Here is a 19,086-nt window from a genome sequence, read left to right as displayed (position 1 = left end):
GACATGACAGACTTTTTTGGCATTCCTTTGCCGGCGCTGCTCGGGCAGCTGCTGCTGGGCCTGGTGAACGGCTCGTTCTACGCGATGCTGTCGCTGGGCCTGGCCGTGATCTTCGGCATGCTCAACATCATCAACTTCGCCCATGGCGCCCTCTACATGATGGGCGCCTTCCTGGCCTGGATGGGCCTGGAATACCTGGGCCTCAATTACTGGGTGATGCTGCTGCTGGCGCCGCTGATCGTCGGCCTGCTGGGCATCCTGATCGAGCGACTGCTCTTGCAGTGGCTCTACAAGCTCGACCACATCTACGGCCTCTTGCTGACCTTCGGCATCACGCTAGTGATGGAAGGCATCTTCCGCAGCTTCTACGGCGTTTCGGGCCAGCAGTACAACGTGCCCGAGGCCCTGCAGGGCGCGACGAACCTGGGCTTCATGATCCTGCCGAACTACCGCGCCTGGGTCGTCGTCGCCTCGCTGATCGTCTGCTTCGCGGTCTGGGCCCTGATCGAGAAGACCTCGCTGGGCGCTACCTTGCGCGCCGGCACCGAGAACGCCAAGCTGGTGCAGGCCTTCGGCATCAATGTGCCGCGCATGATCACGCTGACCTATGCCGGCGGCGTCGCGCTGGCGGCCTTTGCCGGCGTGCTGGCCGCGCCCATCCTGCAGGTCACCGCGCTGATGGGCAGCAATCTGATCATCGTCGTGTTCGCGGTGGTCGTGATCGGCGGCATGGGATCGATCCTCGGCTCCATCCTGACCGGCCTGGGCCTGGGCATCATCGAGGGCCTGACCAAGGTGTTCTACCCCGAGGCCTCCAACACCGTGGTCTTTGTCGTGATGGCCATCGTCCTGCTGGTGCGCCCCGCCGGTCTGTTCGGTAAAGAGAAATGAACGACAAAAAGAACAACCCCCTGATCGGCTACGGCGCGCTGTTCCTGGCCGTCGCCATCCTGCCCTGGCTGGGTGTCTATCCGATCTTCGTGATGAAGGTCATGTGCTATGCGCTGTTCGCCTGCGCCTTCAATCTGCTGATCGGCTTCACCGGCCTCTTGAGCTTCGGCCATGCCGCCTTTCTGGGCGCGGCCGCTTACGGCGCTGGCCATGCGCTGAAGGTCTGGGGCCTGCCGGCGCCGTTGGGCCTGCTGTTCGGCGCCGGCGCGGCCGCCGCGGTGGGCCTGGTGTTCGGCCTGCTGGCGATCCGCCGCTCGGGCATCTACTTCTCGATGATCACACTGGCGCTGGCCCAGATGCTGTTCTTCTTCTTTCTGCAAGCGCCGTTCACCGGCGGCGAGGACGGGTTGCAGTCGGTGCCGCGCGGCAGCTTCTTCGGCATTGACCTGAGCAGCGACCTGAGCCTGTACTACGTGGTGCTGGCCATCTTCGGCGGCGGCTTCTGGCTGATCTACCGCACCGTGCACTCGCCCTTCGGCCAGGTGCTGACCTCGATCCGCGAGAACGAGGCGCGCGCCACCTCGCTGGGCTATGACGTCGACCGCTTCAAGCTGGTCGCCTTCGTGCTGTCGGCCGCGCTGGCCGGCCTGGCCGGCGCCACCAAAACCCTGGTGCTGGGCTTCGCGACCCTGACCGATGCGATCTGGACCACCTCGGGCCTGGTGATCCTGATGACACTGGTCGGCGGCATGGGCACGATGATCGGCCCCATCGTCGGCGCGCTGATCATCATCGCACTGGAGAACAAGATCGGCGACGCCGGCAAGGCCCTGGCCGAGATCACCGGCATCAACTGGTTCAACGGCCTGGGCGAATCGGTCAGCCTGGTCACCGGCCTGATCTTCATCATCTGCGTGCTGGCCTTCCGCCGCGGCGTGGTGGGCGAGGCGCTGGCGCTTTGGGACAAGCTCAAGGCCAAGCGACCCGCCTAGCGGTCATCCCGCCAGACCGACGTAGACCTCCTGCACATCATCATGCGCGTCGATGGCAGCGAGGAAAGCCTCCACCTCCTCCAGCTCGGCCGCGCCCAGACCCGCTACCGGGTTCTTGGGCCGGTAGCCCAGCTTGGCCGAGAGGACGTTGAAGCCATGGGCCGGCAACGCCTTGACGACCACGTCCAGATCGGCCGGCTCGCTGATGAACAGGGTCTGGCCCTCTTCCTCGCCCGGCTCGAAATCCTGCGCGCCGGCCTCGATCGCGGCCAGTTCCGCATCGGCGCCGGCCGCGGCCGGTGCGCCCTCGATCAGGCCCACATGGTCGAAATCCCATGAGACCGAGCCGGCCGCGCCCAGCTGGCCCTTGCGGAACAGCACGCGGATCTCCGACACGGTGCGGTTGACGTTGTCGGTCAGGCACTCGACGATCAGCGGCACGCGGTGCGGCGTGAAGCCCTCATAGGTGACACGCTCGAACTGCACCGCCTCGCCCAGCAGGCCGGCGCCCTTCTTGATCGCGCGCTCCAGCGTCTCGCGCGGCATCGAGGCCTTCTTGGCCTGCTCGACCACCATGCGCAGCCGCGCATTCATGTCCGGATCGGCGCCGCCGCGCGCGGCCTGCATGATCTCCTTGGACAGCTTGGTGAAGATGCGGCCCTTGGCATTGGCCGCCAGGTCCTTGTGTTTGGCTTTCCACTGTGCGCCCATGGCGGCTGCTCCTTGCTGATCTGCGGGTTGGTGGGGCGGGGTTATACACCCTCGCCGCTGGCACACAATGCGCGCACCATGCCCCAGCACGCCCACAAGCCCTCTTCCCTGCGGATCGAAGCCCTCGCCCACCATCCTGAGGCCTTGCCGACGCTGGTGGCCTGGTTCGAGGCCGAGTGGCCCGGCTGGTATTGCAGCGGGCGTGGCGATGCGGCGGCCGATCTGCAGGGCTTCGCGCGGCTGGAAGGGCTGCCGCTGGGCCTGATCGCGCTCGATGAGCAGGGCCGGCTGCTGGGCATCGCGGCGCTGAAGGCCGAATCCATCGCCAGCCACGGCCATCTGTCCCCCTGGGCGGCGGCCGGCTGCGTGGACCCGGCGCGACGCGGCCAAGGCATCGGCCTGCAACTGCTGCGCGGCTTGGAGGCCCGGGCGGCCGCGCAGGGCTTCGAGCATCTGTACTGCGCCACCGGCAGCGCCGACAGCCTGCTGCGGCGCGCCGGCTGGCAGGCCATCGAGCACATCGCCCACGAGGGCCAGGCGCTGACGATCTACCGCAAGCCGCTGCGCCCAGCTGAGACAATGCCGGGGTCATGAGTACCGTCGTCCCCACCACCCCGTCCCGCCTGTCGCGGTACCTGGACCTGATCCGCTGGAACCGCCCCGCCGGCTGGCTGCTGCTGCTGTGGCCCACCCTGTCGGCGCTGTGGATCGCGGCCGATGGCTGGCCGGGCTGGCATCTGCTGATCGTGTTCACCTTGGGCACGGTGCTGATGCGTTCGGCCGGCTGCTGCGTCAACGATGTGGCCGACCGCGAGTTCGACAAGCATGTCAAGCGCACCGCCAACCGCCCGGTCACCAGCGGCGCGGTGTCGGTCAAGGAAGCGCTGCTGCTGGGGGCAGGTCTTGCGCTGGTGGCTTTTGCGTTGGTGCTGACGACCAACGCGCCGACCATCGTGCTGTCCTTCGCCGCGCTGGCCGTGGCGCTGATCTATCCCTATGCCAAGCGTCTGGTCGCAATGCCGCAGGCCGTGCTGGGCGTGGCCTTCAGCTTCGGCATCCCAATGGCCTTCTCGGCCGCACTGGGCGGCAACAACTGGAGCTGGCCGGCACTCAGCGGTGCGGTGCCGCTGTCGGCCTGGGCCCTGCTGCTGTCCAATCTGTTCTGGGTACTGGCCTATGACACCGAGTACGCGATGGTGGACCGCGACGACGACATCCGCATCGGCATCAAGACCTCGGCCCTGACGCTGGGCCGCTTCGATGTGGCCGGCGTGATGGCCTTCTACGCGATCTTTCTGGCCAGCTGGACCTGGCTGGGCCTGCGCTTCGGCCTGGGCTGGGTCTTTCTGCTGGGCGTGGCGGCAGCCGCCGCCCAGGTGCTGTGGCACTACACGCTGATCAAGGACCGCAGCCGCGAGGGCTGCTTCAAGGCCTTCCGGCAGAACCACTGGCTGGGCTTCGCGCTGTTCGCCGGCACGGTGGCCGACCTGGCGCTGCGCGGCTGAGGAGCACATGATGGCCGGCTGGATCGCGTGGATGCTGGCCGGTCTGGTGGCCACCGGCACCGCGCTGGCCGATACCGAGCTGCGCGGCACGACGGTGCGCATCTGCGACGACGCCGCCGAGTGGCCGCCCTACAGCTACTACCGCCGTGAGGCCGGCCGCAAGACCGCCCAGCTGGAGGGCTACTCGGTCGACGTGATCACGACGATCTTCGCCAAGCACGGCATCACCTTCAGCATCGAGCTGCTGCCCTGGAAGCGCTGCCTGTCCGAGCTCGCCGCCGGCCAGCGCTATCAGATGCTGCTGAGCGCCAGCGCCAATCCGGAACGGAGGGCCGGCTATCTGCTGTCGCAGCCCTATTACCGCACCCGCTATCACTATTTCTATTCCCGGCTGCGTCATCCCGAGGGCTTGCGCATCGAGGCCCCCGGCGACCTGAACCGCTACGCGCTGGGCGGCATCAACGGCTATGCCTATTCACGGCTGGAGGGCGTGGACCTGACGCGCATGCAGCGCACCATCAACTACCCGTCCCTGATCCGCATGCTGCAGCTGGGTCGCATCGATGTGTTTGCCGAGGACATCGAGGTGATCCAGGGCCTGTCCAAGCTGGGCGCCGATCCGCTGGCCGGCGACCCGGCGCTGGGCCATGCGCCGCTGCCCGGTGTCGGCGACAACCTCTTTCACATGATGTTCAGCAAGAACCATCCGCTGGGCGCCCGCCTCAAGACCCTGGTGGACCGCGAGCTGGCGCTGATGGAGAGCAGCGGCCAGCTACAGCGCCTGCTGGCGCGCCACCAGCCCTGAGGACGGCTCAGCGCATGCTCAAGTGCCGCAGAACGTCCGATACCCCGCCGCCTGCGCCGCCGGTGCCGGCTCGGCATAGCGCTGCAGCGCCGGGTCGACGCTGAAAGGCTGGCGCAGCGCGGCCAGCAACGCTTCGGTCGGCGCCATATCGCCGCCCTCCGAGGCGGCGGCCAGCGCCTCCTCGACGCGGTGGTTGCGCGGAATCAGGCGCGGGTTGGCCGCGCGCAGCTGGGCCGGCGTGGCCGTGCAGGCGGCCTGCCAGTGCGCCAGCCAGGCGGCCAGACCGGTGCTGTCATCGAACAGCGCATGCAGCGCGGCCTCATTGCCTTCGCGGGCCTCGGCCAGCGCGCGCCAGGCCTGGGTGAAGTCGGCGCCGCCTCGCTGCAGCAGGGCCAGCCAGGCGTCGGCCAGCGCCGCATCGGGCGCGTCCAGGCCCAGCTTGAGGCGCTGGCCCTCGCGTAGCGCCGTCTGGTACCAGGCCGGGAAGGCATCGATGACCTCGCTGACCTGGGCGATGGCCTGCTCGATCTCGGCCTCCGGACCGTCCGGATCGACCATGGTCGGCAGCAGCGCCTCGGCCAGCCGGGCCAGGTTCCAGCGCGCAATCGCCGGCTGATTGCCATAGGCATAGCGGCCCTGCTGGTCGATCGAGCTGAAACGGGTGGCCGGGTCGTAGCGCTCCATGAAGGCGCAGGGCCCGTAGTCGATGGTCTCGCCCGAGATCGTCATATTGTCGGTATTCATCACGCCGTGAATGAAGCCCAAATTCATCCACTGCGCGATCAGCCGCGCCTGCCGCCGCGCCACCGCGCCCAGCAGGGCCAGGGCCGGCACCGGCGCGTCGGTCAGCTCCGCATCATGGCGGGCCAGCGCATAGACCAGCAGGCGGCGCAGCGAATCGATGTCGCCGCGCGCCGAGAAATACTGGAAGGTGCCGACGCGCAGATGGCTGGCCGCCACCCGGGTCAGCACCGCGCCGGGCAGCGGCTGCTCGCGGCGCACCGTCGTACCGGTGGCCACCACGGCCAGCGCCCGGGTGGTCGGCACGCCCAGCGCCTGCATGGCCTCGCCGATCAGCAGCTCGCGCAGCATCGGCCCGACGGCAGCCCGGCCATCGCCGTTGCGTGAGAAGGGCGTGCGGCCCGAGCCCTTGAAGGCCAGGTCGCGGCGCCGGCCTTCGCGGTCGATCAGCTCGCCGATCAGCAGGGCCCGGCCGTCGCCCAGGCTGGGTGAGAAGCCGCCGAACTGGTGGCCGGCATAGGCCTGGGCAATCGGCTGAGCGCCGGCAGGCAGGCTGTTGCCGGAAAACAGCGCGGCCGCCTGCTCGGCAGCCAGCGGCGGCAGGCCCAGCTCATCGGCCAGGGCCTGGTTCAGATAGAGCAGGCGCGGTGCCGGCGCGGCCTCCGGCCGGGCGGCGGCATAGAAAGCGGGGCCGTCGAGCTCGCGGGCATAGCTGTTGTCGAAGGAAGGGAAAGAGGGGAGCGGCGTGATCGTCATGGTGCACAGCTTGCCAGTTCCTGCCGCCGCTGTCGCCTTTTCATGCGAACGTTATACTGTTACAGTAACGTTATTACATCTTTATAGATTCAATATCCATGACCCCTGCTGCCCCCTTCTCCAAGCCCCGGCTGCACCTGCTGGCTGCCTTGTCCTCCCTGCTGCTGGCCGCCTGCGGCGGCGGGTCGGGGGACGGCGACGACGATCATGACGAGGCGCTGCGCATCGACAGCGCCGGCCGCCTGGCCCTGATTGAGTCCAACTCGCCCAGCCTGCGCCTGTACGAGCTGGACAGCGCCAGTGTGCTGAGCAGCTTCGCGCTGGCCAACACGCCCTCGGCCGTGCTGGCCAGCCCCAATTACCGCCATGCGCTGGCGGTGCAGCGCACCCAGGACCTGGTGCAGATCGCAGACGGCGGCCTGTGGCAGGAAGACCATGTCGACCATCTGCACGACTACAAGCAGGCGCCCAAGCTGCTCGCCGCCCGCATCAGCGGCGCCCGACCGACCCACTACGAGACGCACGAGGGCCGCGCCGCCTTTTTCATGGACGGGGTCGCGGCCGAGAACCGCAGCGCCCAGGTCCAGGTCTTCAACGAGGCCGCCATCGCCAGCGGCACGCCCGAATCCAGCCTCACGCTGCCGCTGGCCATGCACGGCACGGCCGAGCCGCGCGGCATGTTCCTGCTGAGCACCTGGCGCGCCGCGACGGCCACCTCCACCCTGCCCAGCCATGTCGAGCTCTACCGCCGCAGCGGCAGCAGCTGGCAGTTCGTGCAGCGCTTCGACACCCCCTGCCCTGATCTGCACGGTAGTTTCTCGAACAAGGACCACAGCGCTTTCGGTTGCAGCGACGGCGTGCTGCTGGTGACGCAAAGCGGCGAGAGCTTCACAGCCCGCAAGCTCGCCAATCCGGCCGATATGCCGGCCAATGCGCGCATCGGCACCGTCATCGGCCACAGCCAGCTGACCACCCTGGTGGGCCTGGCCTCACCGGGCCTGGTCTATGAGATCGACCCGGTGGCCGGCAGCCTCAAGAGGATCGCCTGGGCCGAGGGCCGCACCCGCCGCGCCCACGCTTTCGATCGCCAGGGCGGCAAGCTGATGCTGCTGGACGATCTGGGCACGCTGCACCTGCTCGACGCGCGCCGGCAGTGGGCCGCCATCAAGAGTCTGGCCGCCGTACCGGCCATGCCCACGGCCGCGCCCTTCCCGGCCATTGCCACCAGCCAGGCCCGCGACGAGGCCTGGATCTCTGACCCGCTGGGCCGCCAGCTGCTGCCCGTCGACACCGCCGCCGCCACGCTGCGCCCGGCCCTGAAGCTCGATTTCGCGCCCGCCGGCCTGGCTTGGCTGGGTATCAAACGCTAAACCAACAGACCTGAGCCCATGAAACTGAAACTTTTGACCCTGGCCCTGGCCACCCCGCTCATGGCCAACGCCCAGGCCCAGTTCGCCAAGTCCGATGCGCTGCAGTGGGGGCTGGTGCTCGATGTCGGCGCGGCCTCGCGCGAGCTGGCCCTGGGTGCGCGGCCCCAGGGCGCCCACCTGGGCGGGCTGGAGCTGGGCGTGGCCGGCCATCTGGGCGAGCACTTCGCCGGCCGCGCCACGCTGGCCGCGCACAGCCACAGCCACGATGGCAAAAAGAAGGTCGAGTCCGAGCTGGAGGAAGCCTGGATCGAGACCCGCAGCCTGCCGGCGGGCCTGCAGCTGCGTGGTGGCCGCATGCTGGCCCAGCTGGGCTATCTGAACGAGCAGCATCCCCATGCCGACGACTTCAGCGAGCGTCCGCTGCTCTACCGCAGCTTTCTCGGCGGCCACTATTTCGACAACGGCCTGCGCCTGTCCTGGACCGCACCGACCGCGCTGTACTGGCGCAGCGGTATCGAGCTGCTGAGCGGCCGCGAGCTCAACCCGGATGCAGGGAGTGAGCACAACGGCGCCCGCCCCAGCATCGCCGCCTGGGCCGCCAACACCAAGCTGGGCGGCGATATCGGCCGCAGCCAGAGCTGGCAGCTGGGCCTCTCCTATCTGCGCAACAAGGCACCGGGCAGCGGTGCCCATGAGCACGAACACGAGGAGGCCCACGAAGAAGAGGAGGGCCACGACCACGCCCATGGCGCGCGCTACCAGGGCCGCCATCTGTGGATCGTCGACGGGGTCTGGAAGTGGTCGCCCGGTGGCAACAACGGCGCGCAGCAGCTGCGCCTGTCGGGCGAGCTGGCCCAGGTCAGCCGCCTGAACGAGTTCGCAGGGTCCGGCGATAAGCACCGCTCGGCCTATCTGGCCGCCGTCTGGCGCTTCTCACCGCAGTGGGAGACCGGGCTGCGCGTCGACAGCCTGTCGCTGCGCGAGCCCCATGGCGACCACTTCCACCCGGCCAAGCTGCGCGAGCAGACCCTGATGCTGGCCTGGAAGCCCTCGCATGCGCAGTCGCTGCGCCTGCAGTACAGCCGGCAGGATGATAGAGGCGGCTTCGATGCGGCCGCCAAGCGCTCGCTGCAGCTGCAATACATCGTCAGCTTCGGAGCCCATGGTGCGCACAGTTTCTAAGCTGGCCGGCCTGCTGATCAGCGCCTGCGCCACCCTGCCGGCCCAGGCGCTGGAGGTCTTCACTTGCGAGCCCGAATGGGCGGCGCTGACCCGCGAACTGGCGCCCGAGGCCCGCGTCACCAGTGCTACCCATGCGCTGCAGGACCCGCACAATATCGAGGCCCGCCCGGCCCTGATCGCAGCGCTGCGCCGCGCCGATCTGGCCATCTGCACCGGGGCCTCGCTGGAGGCCGGCTGGCTGCCGATGCTGCAGCAGCGCTCCGGCAATGCCCGGGTGCAGGACGGCAAGCCCGGCATGTTCTATATCGAGGACGTGGTCGAGCTGATCGACAAGCGCAGCGCGGTCGGCTTCAACGAGGGCCATGTGCACGCCGAGGGCAACCCGCATCTGCAGCTGGACCCGCGGCGCCTGCTGAGCGTGGCGGCGGCGCTGGCCGAGCGCCTGGCCGCGCTGGACGCGCCACGCGCCGCCCAGATCCGCCAGCGCCACGCCGCCTGGGCGGCCGACTGGCAGCGCCGCATCCCGGCCTGGGAGCAGCGCGCCGCGCCGCTGCAGGGCCGGGCCGTGGTCGGCCAGCACAGCACCTACGCCTATCTGTGGCTGTGGCTGAAGCTCCGGCAGGTGGCCGACCTGGAGCCCAAGCCGGGGCTGCCGCCGACGATGAGCCATCTGCAGCAGCTGCAACAGCAGGTGGCGCGCGAGAAACCGCTGGCCATCGTCACCAGCCTCTACCAGGACGAGAAGCCCGGCCGCTGGCTGGCCGAGCAGACGAAGCTGCCGCTGCTGCGCCTGCCGGCCACCGTGACCGACGAGGGCCCCGCCGCGACCCTGGCCGGCCTGTTCGACCAGCTGCTCGCGCAGCTGCTCGCGAGCAGCAAGCCCTGATGCCACAAGACCTGACCCTCTTGCTGGCACCGCTGCTGGGCGGCTGGCTGGTGCTGGCCACCCATCTGCCGCTGGGCCGCCAGGTGCTGGCGCGCGGCATCGTCTTCATCGACCTGGCGATCGCGCAGATGGCCGGCCTGGGCGTGCTGATGGCCGGCCAGCTGCTGGGGCACCCCGAGCATCCGAACGAGCTGCCGGCCTGGCTGGAGCCGCTGGCCCCCGTACTGCCCCAGCTTTGCGGTGCGGCGGCGGCCCTGGCCGGTGCGCTGCTGGTGGCCGGGCTCTCGCGGCTGTGGCCCGAGCGGCGCGAGGCCTTGATCGGCCTGCTCTATATCGCGGCCGCCTCCACCGCCGTGCTCTGGGTCAGCGCCGACCCGCATGGCGCGCAAAAGCTCGGCGCCCTGCTGTCCGGCGATGTGCTGTGGGTGGACTGGCCGGCGCTCGTGCCGCTGGCCGGGGCCAGCGCGTTCTATCTGGGCCTGCGCCGCCTCAAGCCCGGCCTGCTGGACGGCGGCCCGGGCTTCTACCCGGCCTTCGCGCTGCTGGTCAGCCTCAGCGTGCCGCTGCTGGGCCTCTATCTGGTGTTCGCCACGCTGATCGTGCCGGCCCTGGTCGCGGCGCGGCGGCTGCCGGCCTGGCTGGCCGCGGTGCTGGGCGCGGCTGCCTATGCCCTGGGTCTGGGCCTGAGCTGGCGGCTCGATCTGCCGGCCGGGCCCATGGTGGTGCTGAGCCTGGTGGGCCTGGCCGGCCTGTCCCTGCTGCGCCCGGCTAAACTGCCCGCATGAGTAGCAGCGCCACCAAAACCAAGTCCGCCGAAACGGCGCTGGCCCGTCGGCTGGACGAGGCGCGCAGCCACTGCGAGGCGCGCGGCGCTCAGCTGACCGAGCAGCGCCGCGAGGTGCTGGAGCTGCTGCTGCGCCGCGCCGGCCATGCCAAGGCCTATGACATCCAGGAAGACATGCAGAGCCGCCATGGCCGGGTCGCGCCGACCACGGTCTACCGCGCGCTGGACTTCCTGATCGACCAGCATCTGGTCCACAAGGTCGACACGACCAATAGCTATGTGGTCTGCGAGCATGGCCACCATGCGCACCCGACGATGATGCTGATCTGCAGCAGCTGCGGCAGCATCCAGGAGTGGCAGGCGCCGGGCTGGTTCGAGGGGCTGAAGGCCGCGCTGCGCGCCGACGCCAGCGGCTTCACACCGGCCGCGATCGAGATCAAGGGCCGCTGCGCGGCTTGCGCCTCGACCGGCGGCTAGCGATACGCCTCCAGGTACTGCTTGAAGCGCTCGCCCTTGAAGGCCTTGGCCGCCAGCGCCCCGAACTCGGCAATCAGGGCCGGGTCGGTCTTCATCGAATAAGCCATCGTGAACGGCCGGGCCGGCATCGGCAGCGGCACGAGGCGTATCGCCACGCCCTGCTGGCGCGCCAGATAGACGGGCGAATAGGGGTTGGCGTAATAGGCCGCCTGGATGCGCTTGGCGGCCAGCTTGCGCAGATTGATCGTCTGCCAGTTCTGCCCCGAGGCCGGCTGCCAGTGGATGGGCAGGGCCGCCAGCTCGCGCGGCGCCTTGCTGCCCGAGACCCAGCCGATCTGCAGGCCGGCCAGCTCGTCCAGCGAGCCGACCTCGCGCAGGCTGGATGATTCCAGCACCGCCAGCTGCGGCGCCGTCTGCAGATAGACCCAGTCGTAACGGCCGATCTCGCGGGACTGCGCGCCATCGGCGCTGTACATCAGCAGCACATCGACGCTGCCATCGCGCAGGCTGCGCAGGGCGCGGGCAAAACTCATCACCGGCTGCCAGACGAAACGGATCCGTGTCTGCGGCGCGATCTCGCTGCGGATGAAATCGGGCAAGGCCCCGTGCACCGGCTGCTCCGGCCCTCCCAGCATCAGCGGCGCCACGGCAAAGCCGCCCATGCGCAGGGTCGGCGGCGCGGACAGCGCCGGGCGCAGCAGGAGCAAGGACAGCAGCAATAGAGGAAACCAGCGGAGCGTCATGGCCTCAATTTAGCGGGCCTGGCTGCCAAGCCGCTGACGGGTTTCCCTCATCAAGTTTGGCGCTCCGACGATTCCGGCCTGCGCTCAGGCCAGCGCAGCGGCAATGGCCCGCATCACCGCCGCATGGTGGGCCCCGTCCAGCCAGCGCAGCACCACCACCGCATCCAGCGCCGGCTCGATCCACACCACATGGCCGCCCGCTCCCATCATGAAGAAGGCCTGCGGCGAGGCGCCGGGAAAGGCCTTGCCCTCGCGATTGAGCCAGACCAGGCGGCCGTAGAACGGCGCGATCGCGCAGGGCTCGGTCATGCCCGCCACCCAGCCCGCCGGCAGCAAAGCACGGCCCTCGTGGCGACCGTCCTGCAGCAGCAGCTGGCCGACACGGGCCTGGTCGCGGCTGCTGATCGAGACGCCCGCGCCCCAGTGCGTGCCGCCCGGCACCGACTGCACGCGCCGGCCATCGGCCAGCGTCACCCAGGCATCGTCATAGCCGCGCCAGGCAAAGCCCGCACCGCCGCCAAGGGGCTTCAGGATCTCGTCCAGAAAGACCTCGGGCAGCGGCTTCTGGAACAACTGCAGCAGAGCCAGCGCCAGCTGGTTGATGCGCACATCGTTGTATTCCCAATAGCTGCCCGGCGCCTGCAGCGGCCGCGCGCCGCCCTTGGGTCCGCCGGCCGGGCGCGGGTCATTGGCCACCTTGCGCCAGCGATCCACCGTGTCAGGCAGGCCGAAGCAGCTGCCCTCCCATTCGCTAGTCTGGTCCAGCAGCTGGGCCCAGCGGATCGCGCCGTTGTGCGTGCCATCGAAACCGATGCCGGGCAGGCGCTGCGCCACCGGCGCCTGCAGATCGGGCAGCAGGCCCTCGCGCTGCGCGATGCCGGCCAGCAGGCACAGATAGGTCTTGGCCACGCTGAAGGTCAGATCGGCGCGGTCCGGCTCGCCCCAGGCCGCGATCTCGCGGCCGTGCTGCAGGATCACGCCGGACTGCGGGCCGCGCGCATAGACCGGGCCGCGCAGCCGGTTGTAGGGCGGCGGGTCTTCGTGGTGCACGCCCCAGGCGGCCGGATCGGCCAGCGGATCGCGCGGCCAGGGGGTTTCATGGGCCTGGGCCAGGGCGATGGCGGCGCTGAGGTCGGGTATGGCGTTCATGCCCGCATTAGAGCCCGCGCCGCGCGGCATGACCATCCGGGCAAAGCCGTGCGAGGCTCGCCCGGGCTAGTACCGATGGTCAGTGCGGCGCGGCGCTGCGCAAAATCACGCCATCATGTTCCTGCCCTCCAAGTCCGCCCTCCTCGTGCTGGTCCTGCTGTGCAGCGGCTGCCAAAGCCTTGCCGAGCTCGATGGCGACGGTAGCTTTGGCACGGTGGCGGCCCTGTACGCCAGCGCGCCCGATGCCAGTGCCGTGGCCCAGGGCCAGTTTGGCGCGGTGCCGATCGCGCTGGCGGCCGAGCATGAGCTGCAGGCCGCCGTCGGCTGCCCCGGCCTGAGTTCGAGCCGGTTGCTGGCCCAGTGCATGCGCCACATCAAGACCGGTCAGCTCGGCTGGCTGCCGGCCCGCTCCGCCGCGCCGCTGGCCACGCCGGCGGCCTCGGTGCTGCACCAATCCTGAGCGATGAGCACGCCGGCCTATCCACTGGTCGGCGGCTGCGATTGCCGCAGCGTCCGCTACCAGCTCGAGAGCGCGCCGCTGTTCGTCCACTGCTGCCATTGCCGCTGGTGCCAGCGCGAAAGCGGCTCGGCCTTCGCGCTCAACGCGATGATAGAGACCGAGCGCCTGAGCCTGCTGGCCGGCACGCCCGAGCTGGTCGATACGCCCTCGGCCAGCGGCAAGGGCCAGCTGATCGCGCGCTGCCCGCAATGCCGGATCGCGCTGTGGAGCCATTACGCCGGCGCCGGCCGCTCGGTCAGCTTTGTGCGCGTGGGCACGCTGGATGAGCCTGACCATCTGCCGCCCGACATCCATATCTTCACCGCCTCCAAGCAGCCCTGGGTATTGCTCCCGCCGGGCATGCCGGCCATGCCCGAGTACTACGACCGCAAGACGCATTGGCCGGCCGAAAGCCTGGTACGACGCGCGGCGCTGCTGGCGGCTCAGTCGAAGGCGTAGCGCCGGCGGCCCTCGCGCTTGGCGCGGTAGAGCGCCGCATCGGCGCGCGCGGTCAGTTGCTGGGGCGTCGCCGTGCCGCCGCGCAAGGTGGCCACGCCGATGCTGGTGCCGACGCTGAGAGCTCCCCCCTCGCCGATGTCCACGGGTTCGCGCATTGCGTCGAGGATTTTCTGCGCGACGGCGGCCGCATCCTCGGCCTCGGCCAGGCCTTCGAGCACCAGCACGAACTCATCGCCGGCCAGCCGGGCCACCAGATCGGTGCTGCGCACGCAGTCGCGCAGCCGCGCGGCGAACTGCTGCAGCACTGCATCGCCGACGCCATGGCCGTGGCCATCGTTGATGGACTTGAAGTGGTCGATGTCGAGAAACAGCAGGGCCAGCAGGCTGTCGGCATCGCGGCGGCCACGGGCCAGCGCCAGTGCCAGGCGCTCGTCGAACTGGCGCCGGTTCGGCAGACCGGTCAGGGTGTCGGAGCGGGCCAGCTCGGCCAGGCGCTGCTCGGCCAGCTTCATCGGCGTGATGTCGGTGCTGAGCGCGTAGATGCCGACGACGCGACCATCGGGACGCTGATCGGGGATATAGGTGTTCTGGATGTGACGGGTGATGCCCAGCGCGGTCGAGCAGAGTTCGAACTGCTGGCGCTCGCCGGCCAGCGCCTGACGCAGCCGCGCCTCGCGCTGGGCAAACAGCTCGGGGCCGATGACCTCCTGCAGCGGCCGGCCCAGCGCGGCGGCCGGGTCTATGCCCAGCCATTCGAGAAAGGTGGCGTTGAGAAAGCGCAGGCGCAGCTGCGCGTCCAGATAGGTGATCAGCACCGGCAGGCTGTCGGCGATCGCGCGCATGCCTTGCTCGCTGGCGAGCACGCGCGCCTCGATGGCCTTGCGCTCGCTGATGTCGACCGAGACCGAGTAGAAGCCGCGCACCGCGCCGTCGGCATCGACATCGGGCACATAGCTTTGCTGGAAGTGGTGTTCGCGCCCGGCGATCGTCGAGCTGCTCTCGAACTCGACCCGCTGGCCCTGCATGACACGCTCGATCTGGGGCTGCACCTTGGCCGCCGCTGCCTCGCCGCGAACCTCGGCCACGGTCTTGCCCAGCAGCTCCTCGGACGTGAGGCCGTAGACCTTGCTGACCTGGGCATTGGCGAACACCAGGCGCTGGGCGGCATCGAACTGGGTGATCAGCGCCGGCACATTGTCGGCAATGCTGCGCATGCGCTGCTCGGCGGCCTTGAGCCGCCGGCCGGCGCTGAGCACCTGCCACAGCGCCAGCGCGGCGAACAGCGCCAGCAGCGACAAGCCCAGCAGCAGCCACAGCTTGGTCTGACCGGCATCACGGCCGAGCTGCTCGGTCAGCGCCGTGCGCTCGGCACGCAGCCTGGTCATCGTGGACCCCAGCAGGCGGCGCAGCTCGTCCATCTGCCGCTGGCCCTCGTCGCTGAGCACCACGGCCCGGGCCTGTTCAGCCCGGCCGGCGTCATGCAGCGCGATCGTGCGCGTCAGCTCGTCGAGCTTGAGACTGACGAGCTCGCGCACCCGTTGCAGATCCTGGCGCTGCTGGCCCTGCGGATACAGCTGAAGCACCGCCGCCAGCCGGGCATCCAGCGTCTCCATGGCCGCCAGATAAGGCTGCAGATAGTGGGCGCGGCCGGTCAGCAGATAGCCGCGCTGGCCGGTTTCCGCATTCAGCAGATCGATCAACAGATTGTTGTGCGAACGCAGCTCGATATTGATGGCGTCCTGGCGCTCGATCTGCGCCGCCGCCTGCCTGGCCCGCAAGGCCAGCACCGTCGTCACCACCGCCATCGCCAGCAGGGCCAGCAACAGCAGCATCACTCCGCGCCCGAGGGAGTTGGGCTCCTGCCTCGATAGGCTGCGCCTGAAGGGCATCTCGGCCATTCCCGTCTGCAAGATTCACCCTGATCGCACGCCTGCCGCAGCAGCAAGGCGTCGTCACTTGTGTTTCAGCGGGATTATGGCGGGGCCGCAAGGTTCGCCGGCCGCCCTGTTCAAGGGACTTGCGGGCTCAGTCCACCAGCAGCCGGCCCAGCAGGCGCGGCGTGCCATCGGCCTGCACCCCGAGCACCAGACCTTCGCCCGACGCGGTGTTGGCACCCAGCAGATCGGCGAGCACGAACATATGCGTGACCCAGACCTCGAAACGGCCCGGCTGCTTCGTCGCCGCCAGCAAGGCCCGGCGCAACTCGCCCAGCGATTGCGCATTGGTCGCTTCGGTGCCGGCACGCGGCGAGCCCAGCGCGGCCCAGGCCGAAGCCGCGCCAAAGGCCAGCTCGGCCGTCTCGACGCAGCGGCACCAGGGGCTGGCGCGCACCGCCGCCGGCCGCAGGCCCCGGGTCTGGAACCAGGCGCCGATGCGGCGCGCCTGGGCCCGACCCTCGTCATTGAGATTGCGCTGCGTGCCGCAGTCGCCGAGCTTGAAGCCGGGCGGATCGAAAGTGCCAGGCGCCAGCGCATGGCGGAAGGCGATCACGACGCCGCCGGTTTTCAGCAGCGCGGCCGCATCACCCGGCTGCGCCCATGCGGGCAGGGCCAGGCCGGCGGCGGCGGCAAGAAGATGGCGGCGGTCAACAGTCGGCATGGTGGCGGCGCTCCTGAATTGCGCGCCCATCATGCGGGCAAGTCGTTATTCCTTGCTCAGCGCCGGGGCTTGTGTCCGGCCAGCGCCGGCGCGAACAACTCCATCACCCGCAGCTGCGCGCCACAGCGGCGGAACACCGAGTTGCGCGACCACAGCATCTGCGGCGAGGCCTCGGTGCCGGTAGCAGCGAGCCACTGCTTCTGCATCTGGCGCCGCGTATGGCCGTGGCGCGCGAGCCGGCGCGGCTGCAGCTCGCTGCGGGCGACACGCCGGTCGGCATAGAGCAGATGGCCCAGCGGCTTGGCGCCCAGGCCCTTCAGCGCCTTCCAGGGCCCGGCCAGCGCGCTGGCGTGCAGGGCCGAGCGAGCCCAGACCAGCGGCTGGCCGTCGACCCGCAGGATCACCTCGCGCACCACGGTGCAGCCGCGTCGCGGCAAGCCCAGTGCGGCGCGCTCGGGGCCGCGCAGCGGGGCCACCTCTTGCCGCAAGACCTGGACCTCGTAGCGCTGGCCCAGCGCCGCCAGGCGCCGGCTCAAGGAGCCCGGCGCGCGCAGCCAGTCGCGCAGGCCGTCACGGCTAGCAATCCCCACGGAACGCTGCGCTCAGGTCTTGCCGAACTCGTCACCCAGCTCGCGGGCACGCTGCTCGGCCGCGCGCACCGCGCGCACGATGGCGGCGTCGACCCCGTCGGCCTGCAGGCTGCTGATCGCAGCATGGGTGGTGCCGCCCTTGGAGGTGACCTTCTCGCGCAGCACGGTCGGCGAATCGCTCGATTGCAGGCCCAGCGCCGCCGCACCGCCGCAGGTGGCCAGCGCCAGCTGCCGGCCCTGCTCGGCCGACAAGCCCATCTGCTGGGCAGCCGCCATCATCGCCTCGACGACAAAGAAGAAATAGGCCGGGCCCGAACCCGACAGCGCGGTCACCGCGTCGAGCTGCGCCTCCTGGTCCACCCAAAGCGTCGCGCCGGTGGGGGCCAGGACTTGCTCGACCAGAGCCCGGTCGGTCGCCGACACGGCGCCGCGCGCGAACAGACCAGCAATACCCTGGCCGATCAGGGCCGGGGTGTTGGGCATCGCGCGCACCACCCGCTCGCTGCCGGTGGCGGCGGCGATCGCATCGCTGCGGATGCCGGCCATCACCGAGAGCTGCAGGGCCTGGCCCAGCAGGCCGGCACAGGGCGCGGCGGCCTCGGCGAAGAGCTGGGGCTTGACGGCCCAGACCACCAGGCCGGCGCCGGCCAGGCTGGCATCGGGGGCCGCCAGTGCATGCAGGCCGAAGTCGCTTGCCAGCTTGGCACGCTGGACCTCGAAGGGCTCGACAACGATCAGCGATTCCGCAGCCCGGCCGGACCGCAACAGGCCGCCGATGAGGGCGCTGGCCATATTGCCGCCGCCGATGAATGCAATGGGGGTGCTCATGGGGCGCAAGTGTAGAGCCCGGCTCACCGACCCAGCCCATGCACCAGCCGGGTGCGGGTCTTGCCCCCGAACAGGGTGGGCGCACCGCAGCGGGCAAAAAAAGGGCCCGGGGCGTGAGCCCCGGGCCTGAATCCATCCAGGCGGATGGAGGAGACAAACGAAAGTACTTTCACTACAGCAGCTTCCGTGCCAGCTCGCCGCCGCCTCAGCCGCTAGCATCCGAACACACCATGAGCGAACGCCTGTTTCTGCGCCTGGACGGCGACGAGCTGCACGGGCCCGAAGCCCACATGCCAGCGGGCACGCTGCAGGCCTGCCCGGTGGCGGCGCCGCTGCGCCCCTATGTGTCGCACATCCTGGCCTACCGCGAGACCATCCCGGCCGGCTCCGAGATCCTGGAGCGGGTGCTGCCGGATGGCGCGCTGCGCCTGATCGTCGAGTTCGGCGATGCGCCGACCGTCCAGGTGCTGGGCGCCTCGGCAGCACCGGTGCTGCTGCGCTTGCAAGGTCGTCTTGAGGGCCTGTCGCTGACCCTGCGCCCGGGTGCCGCAGCGGCCTTGCTCGGGCTGCCTGCCGGCGAGCTGACGGGTCAGGTCTTGCCACTGGACAGCCTGTGGCGGGGTGCCGGGGCCGAGCTGGGCGAGCGTCTCGGCACCAGCCAGGGTGACACCGCTCGTCTGACCGTGCTGCAGGCCTTTTTGCAACGGCGCTTGCCGGGGCCGACGATCACCAGCCGGCCGGCGGTGATGCAAGCCTTGCAGCTGATTGGCAGGTCCGAGGGGCGCCGGCCGCTGCGCGAGATTGCGGCGGCCATGGGTGTCGGTGAGCGCCGGCTGCAGCAGCTGTTCCAGCTCGAGGTGGGTCTGTCGCCGCGCGCCTGGGCCCGGCTGGCCCGGCTGCAGGCTTGCCTGCGCCGGCTGCGGCTGCAGGGCGCGACGCCGGGCTGGGTCGATCTGGCGCTGGACAGCGGCTTCTACGACCAGGCCCATCTGGCCAAGGAGTTCCGCGCGCTGTGCGGCCTCAGCCCCACCGAGTTCCTGTCCCGCGCCGTTTCGGGTTCTTCCAAGACAGGGTCCTGAGCCGGCGCTACCGTGTGGCTTCGACATCAGCAAGGACAAGC

21 protein-coding genes are annotated in these 19,086 nt (G+C 69.9%); 13 read left to right on the top strand and 8 right to left on the bottom strand.

Features of this window, described 5'->3' with window-relative positions; all coding sequences use genetic code 11:
• Positions 1-3 precede the first annotated feature (3 nt).
• Entirely contained in the window at positions 4-891 is an 888-nt protein-coding gene (locus tag O5M90_RS17045; protein WP_137944308.1) for a branched-chain amino acid ABC transporter permease, read from the top strand.
• On the top strand, positions 888-1,883 hold the full coding sequence (locus O5M90_RS17040) for a branched-chain amino acid ABC transporter permease (RefSeq protein WP_262972126.1): 996 nt from the start codon (positions 888-890) through the stop codon (positions 1,881-1,883). Before O5M90_RS17045 ends, O5M90_RS17040 begins: the two co-directional genes overlap by 4 nt.
• 3 nt (positions 1,884-1,886) lie before the next feature.
• Here O5M90_RS17040 and O5M90_RS17035 read toward each other — a convergent pair whose 3' ends face one another.
• Positions 1,887-2,594, bottom strand: coding sequence for a YebC/PmpR family DNA-binding transcriptional regulator (locus O5M90_RS17035; RefSeq protein WP_262972127.1), 708 nt, complete (start codon positions 2,592-2,594; stop codon positions 1,887-1,889).
• Between the two features lie 78 nt (positions 2,595-2,672).
• Here O5M90_RS17035 and O5M90_RS17030 point away from each other — a divergent pair, with 78 nt between their 5' ends.
• From O5M90_RS17030 to O5M90_RS17020, 3 genes are read left to right on the top strand one after another with little or no spacing between them, the layout of a single operon-like run.
• Positions 2,673-3,188, top strand: a complete 516-nt coding sequence (locus tag O5M90_RS17030; RefSeq protein ID WP_269839681.1) for a GNAT family N-acetyltransferase — start codon at positions 2,673-2,675, stop codon at positions 3,186-3,188.
• Complete coding sequence (gene ubiA / locus O5M90_RS17025; protein ID WP_269839680.1) at positions 3,185-4,099, top strand: 4-hydroxybenzoate octaprenyltransferase; 915 nt, start codon at positions 3,185-3,187, stop codon at positions 4,097-4,099. Before O5M90_RS17030 ends, ubiA begins: the two co-directional genes overlap by 4 nt.
• A gap of 10 nt (positions 4,100-4,109) precedes the next feature.
• The gene (locus O5M90_RS17020) at positions 4,110-4,904 is read left to right on the top strand and encodes a substrate-binding periplasmic protein (protein WP_269839679.1); all 795 of its coding nucleotides are present in this window, start codon (positions 4,110-4,112) and stop codon (positions 4,902-4,904) included.
• An 18-nt stretch (positions 4,905-4,922) separates the two neighbouring features.
• Here the strand turns inward: O5M90_RS17020 and O5M90_RS17015 are convergent, their stop codons facing one another.
• Positions 4,923-6,401 carry a protein adenylyltransferase SelO gene (locus O5M90_RS17015; protein WP_269839678.1) on the bottom strand — a complete coding sequence of 493 codons (1,479 nt, stop codon included), beginning with the start codon at positions 6,399-6,401 and terminating at the stop codon, positions 4,923-4,925.
• A 98-nt stretch (positions 6,402-6,499) separates the two neighbouring features.
• Between O5M90_RS17015 and O5M90_RS17010 the strand changes: the two genes are divergently transcribed.
• From O5M90_RS17010 to O5M90_RS16990, 5 genes are read left to right on the top strand one after another with little or no spacing between them, the layout of a single operon-like run.
• On the top strand, positions 6,500-7,771 hold the full coding sequence (locus O5M90_RS17010) for a hypothetical protein (RefSeq protein ID WP_269839677.1): 1,272 nt from the start codon (positions 6,500-6,502) through the stop codon (positions 7,769-7,771).
• An 18-nt stretch (positions 7,772-7,789) separates the two neighbouring features.
• Positions 7,790-8,953, top strand: coding sequence for a hypothetical protein (locus O5M90_RS17005; RefSeq protein ID WP_269839676.1), 1,164 nt, complete (start codon positions 7,790-7,792; stop codon positions 8,951-8,953).
• Positions 8,934-9,839, top strand: coding sequence for a metal ABC transporter solute-binding protein, Zn/Mn family (locus tag O5M90_RS17000; protein ID WP_269839675.1), 906 nt, complete (start codon positions 8,934-8,936; stop codon positions 9,837-9,839). The genes O5M90_RS17005 and O5M90_RS17000 overlap by 20 nt, the downstream gene beginning before the upstream one ends.
• A complete protein-coding gene (locus O5M90_RS16995) occupies positions 9,839-10,624 on the top strand; it encodes a metal ABC transporter permease (protein WP_262972134.1) in 786 nt (261 codons plus the stop codon). The genes O5M90_RS17000 and O5M90_RS16995 overlap by 1 nt, the downstream gene beginning before the upstream one ends.
• The gene (locus O5M90_RS16990; protein WP_137944317.1) at positions 10,621-11,100 is read left to right on the top strand and encodes a Fur family transcriptional regulator; all 480 of its coding nucleotides are present in this window, start codon (positions 10,621-10,623) and stop codon (positions 11,098-11,100) included. The genes O5M90_RS16995 and O5M90_RS16990 overlap by 4 nt, the downstream gene beginning before the upstream one ends.
• Here the strand turns inward: O5M90_RS16990 and O5M90_RS16985 are convergent.
• Together O5M90_RS16985 and O5M90_RS16980 are read right to left on the bottom strand one after the other, a co-directional pair.
• Complete coding sequence (locus O5M90_RS16985) at positions 11,097-11,843, bottom strand: substrate-binding periplasmic protein (protein ID WP_269839674.1); 747 nt, start codon at positions 11,841-11,843, stop codon at positions 11,097-11,099. The genes O5M90_RS16990 and O5M90_RS16985 overlap by 4 nt on opposite strands.
• Before the next feature lie 84 nt (positions 11,844-11,927).
• Positions 11,928-12,992, bottom strand: a complete 1,065-nt coding sequence (locus O5M90_RS16980; protein WP_269839673.1) for a serine hydrolase domain-containing protein — start codon at positions 12,990-12,992, stop codon at positions 11,928-11,930.
• Positions 12,993-13,107: 115 nt separating this feature from the next.
• Between O5M90_RS16980 and O5M90_RS16975 the strand changes: the two genes are divergently transcribed.
• Positions 13,108-13,452, top strand: coding sequence for a hypothetical protein (locus O5M90_RS16975; protein WP_269839672.1), 345 nt, complete (start codon positions 13,108-13,110; stop codon positions 13,450-13,452).
• A gap of 3 nt (positions 13,453-13,455) precedes the next feature.
• Complete coding sequence (locus O5M90_RS16970) at positions 13,456-13,950, top strand: GFA family protein (RefSeq protein ID WP_269839671.1); 495 nt, start codon at positions 13,456-13,458, stop codon at positions 13,948-13,950.
• On the opposite strand, the gene O5M90_RS16965 is transcribed toward O5M90_RS16970, so the two are convergent.
• The 4 genes from O5M90_RS16965 to proC form a co-directional block, all read right to left on the bottom strand.
• Positions 13,935-15,782: a diguanylate cyclase domain-containing protein gene (locus tag O5M90_RS16965; protein WP_440402198.1), complete on the bottom strand. Its 1,848-nt coding sequence runs from the start codon at positions 15,780-15,782 to the stop codon at positions 13,935-13,937. The genes O5M90_RS16970 and O5M90_RS16965 overlap by 16 nt on opposite strands.
• Before the next feature lie 193 nt (positions 15,783-15,975).
• Positions 15,976-16,548 carry a histidine phosphatase family protein gene (locus O5M90_RS16960; RefSeq protein ID WP_269839669.1) on the bottom strand — a complete coding sequence of 191 codons (573 nt, stop codon included), beginning with the start codon at positions 16,546-16,548 and terminating at the stop codon, positions 15,976-15,978.
• Positions 16,549-16,604: 56 nt separating this feature from the next.
• Positions 16,605-17,138, bottom strand: a complete 534-nt coding sequence (locus O5M90_RS16955; RefSeq protein WP_137944324.1) for a chorismate--pyruvate lyase family protein — start codon at positions 17,136-17,138, stop codon at positions 16,605-16,607.
• A 12-nt stretch (positions 17,139-17,150) separates the two neighbouring features.
• Positions 17,151-17,966 carry a pyrroline-5-carboxylate reductase gene (gene proC, locus O5M90_RS16950; protein WP_269839668.1) on the bottom strand — a complete coding sequence of 272 codons (816 nt, stop codon included), beginning with the start codon at positions 17,964-17,966 and terminating at the stop codon, positions 17,151-17,153.
• 230 nt (positions 17,967-18,196) lie between these two features.
• Here proC and O5M90_RS16945 point away from each other — a divergent pair, with 230 nt between their 5' ends.
• On the top strand, positions 18,197-19,045 hold the full coding sequence (locus O5M90_RS16945; RefSeq protein WP_269839667.1) for a helix-turn-helix domain-containing protein: 849 nt from the start codon (positions 18,197-18,199) through the stop codon (positions 19,043-19,045).
• Positions 19,046-19,086: the final 41 nt, after the last annotated feature.

This window comes from Paucibacter sp. M5-1, from assembly GCF_027498415.2.
Classification (GTDB): domain Bacteria; phylum Pseudomonadota; class Gammaproteobacteria; order Burkholderiales; family Burkholderiaceae_C; genus Roseateles_E.
The sequence above is the reverse complement of the archived record's forward strand: the minus strand, read 5'-3'. Positions and strand labels throughout refer to the sequence as shown.